2 protein-coding genes are annotated in these 2,646 nt (G+C 63.7%); both read left to right on the top strand.

The window, feature by feature from the left end; genetic code table 11:
* Nucleotides 1–217 precede the first annotated feature (217 nt).
* The gene (istA, locus tag MTX34_RS25390) at nt 218–1,750 is read left to right on the top strand and encodes an IS21 family transposase (protein WP_094665460.1); all 1,533 of its coding nucleotides are present in this window, start codon (nt 218–220) and stop codon (nt 1,748–1,750) included.
* Nucleotides 1,747–2,517, top strand: a complete 771-nt coding sequence (gene istB, locus MTX34_RS25385; protein WP_094665458.1) for an IS21-like element helper ATPase IstB — start codon at nt 1,747–1,749, stop codon at nt 2,515–2,517. The genes istA and istB overlap by 4 nt, the downstream gene beginning before the upstream one ends.
* Nucleotides 2,518–2,646: the final 129 nt, after the last annotated feature.

The raw sequence follows: 2,646 nt of genomic DNA, 5'->3' as shown, positions 1-2,646 counted from the left end.
TGTCGGCGGCCATGAAAAACTGACCACAGGCGGCCATGAATATGCCCACTGACGGCCGATAAGAACTGACCACTCGCGGCCACGAATGTGACCGCCTGTGGCCACGAATCTGCCCAGACCACACCCATCCTCTCGGCGCGTCAGCGCCGAGGAGGCCTCTCCTGCGGTTTCGATACCGATGCCTAGTCCGTATCGAATCCACCGCAGGAGAGACCACGTGAAGTCTGACGGAGAACTGATGGACATACTCAATGCATACGACCTGACCGGATCATTGCGGGCCGCCGCAGACTTGTGCGGCTGCTCCCACAACACCGTGAAAAAGGCCGTCGAAGACCGAGACGCCGGCCTGCCACCGGCCACCCACCGAACCAAAATCACCGACGACTGGCTCGAATACCTCGAAGAGTGGGTCTCCAAATCCAAGGGCAAGATCCGCGGCGACAAAGCCCACGAGAAACTTCTCGCACTCGGCTACACCGGTGCCGACCGCACCACTCGACGCGCCCTCGCCGAAATCAAAACCCAATGGAGACTGGGCAATACGAGAGTGCACCGGCCATGGATCACCGAACCAGGACTGTGGCTGCAGTACGACTTCGGAGACGGCCCGGTCGTCGACGGCCGCAAGATCGTGCTCCTCGTCGCCTGGCTGGCCTGGTGCCGCTACCGCATCGTGGTCCCACTACGCGACCGCACCGCAGCGAGCGTCTTCGCTGGCCTGGACCGGGTCTTCCGCATCATCGGCGGCGCACCGACCTACCTGCTCACCGACAACGAAAAGACCGTTACCGCCGGCCACGTCGCCGGCGTCCCGATCCGCAATCGCACCGCGGTCACCTTCGGTCGGTACTACGGAATCACCGTGCTGACCTGCCAACCGGCGGACCCTGCATCGAAAGGCGGAGTGGAGAACGCTGTCAAACTCGCCAAAGCCGACATCGTGCCCACCGAGACGAACCTGCTCGAGCAGTACGCCACCTTCGCCGACGTCGAAATCGCGTGCACGGCGTTCATGACCGAGATCAACGCCCGAGTACATCGGGCCACCCGCCGCGTCCCGAACGAGATGCTCGCCGAGGAACGACCCGAGTTGCACGGTATCCCCGACATGCCGCACACCGCAGTCCTCGGAGTCGCTCGCCGAGTCCCCGACAACACACCGATGGTCACCTTTGATCACTGCCAATACTCGACACCAGCAACACTATTGGGTCAGAGCGTGTGGGTCAGACTGCACGACGGGACAGATGAGGTCGTCATCTGCGCTCTCGATGACGGTGGCCCGATCGAAGTGGCCCGGCACGCCCGCACCACACCCGGCAGCCCCGCCATCGACGACGCCCACTTCCCCGGACATCACCCGAGGATCCCCGGCGACTACAGCGTCCGCGCGCGAACAGTATCCGAACAGCAATTCCTCGCGATCGGGGAAGGTGCCGCGACATGGCTCAAGGAAGCCGCCGCGGTCGGCACCGAACGGATATACCTGAAAATGTCGCACGCGGTCGATCTCGCGCGACTCGGAGTTCGGGGCGATGTCGATTGGGCACTCGGGCACGCAGCGGTGCACGGCCGCTTCGCCACCGGCGACCTCGACTCGATCCTCGCATCGAAGGGAATGGACCTCACCCGCCGCGGCGCATCCGAATCCACCTCCCTCACGCAAGGCACATCAGGATGGAACTTGTTGGGCAGCAACGCTATCGAACACAAAACCGCCGACGAGACGAACGAAGGTCAGCGATGAACACCGTCACAGCGGAACTCCCCACCGACCTCGAAACGCTGCTGCGGCAACTCCGCCTGCCGCATGCCAGGTCCATCGCCGCCGAAGTCCTCGCCACCGCACGAGCACAACGCTGGGACCCCGCCGAGGTCGTCAAAGCGCTTCTCTCAGAGGAATCCGCCGGCCGGGCACGATCGATGCTGACCGCCCGCCGCAAAGCAGCGGGATTCCCCACCGGGAAGACCTTCGAGGTCTGGGACGAGAACGCATCATCGATCCCGCTTCCCACCCAGCATGCCCTGCAGACCCTCGAATGGGTGCATCGCCGCGAGAATCTGGTGGTCTGCGGGCCGGCCGGGACAGGCAAGACATTCTTCCTCGAAGCGTTGGGACAGAACGTGATCCAAGCGGGGATGCCGGTCGCGTGGTTCACCCTCGAGCAGATCGGGGTCCTCGTACGCGCGCACCGATCCGACGACTCACTCGGCAAAGCGATCGCGAAGATCGTGCGCGCCGAACTCGTCGTGATCGACGATGTCGGGCTGTTGCCCGTCGGGACCGATGCCGCCGAAGGGCTGTACCGAATCGTCGAAGCAGCCTACGAACGCAAGTCCGTCGCGATCTCCTCGAACCTTCACCCGAGCGGGTTCGACGAACTGATGCCCAAGACCCTCGCCACTGCAACGGTCGATCGGCTGCTGCACCACGCGCACCTATGCCAAACCAGCGGCGATTCGGTCCGCCTCGCCCAAGCCCTGCACGGTCAGGGGGTCAAACCCTTGACCTGACATGATGCTCGACCGGTGGCGGACAAACCCGACATGGGCAGATTCGTGTCCGCCACCGGTCAGTTCTTGTTGGCCACCCATGGGCAGTTCTCGTGACCGCCTGTGGTCACTTCCCGATGTCCATTGACA

The sequence above is a fragment of the Rhodococcus sp. ARC_M5 genome, from assembly GCF_022810405.1.
Taxonomy (GTDB): Bacteria; Actinomycetota; Actinomycetes; order Mycobacteriales; family Mycobacteriaceae; genus Rhodococcoides; species Rhodococcoides navarretei.
The sequence above is the reverse complement of the archived record's forward strand: the minus strand, read 5'-3'. Positions and strand labels throughout refer to the sequence as shown.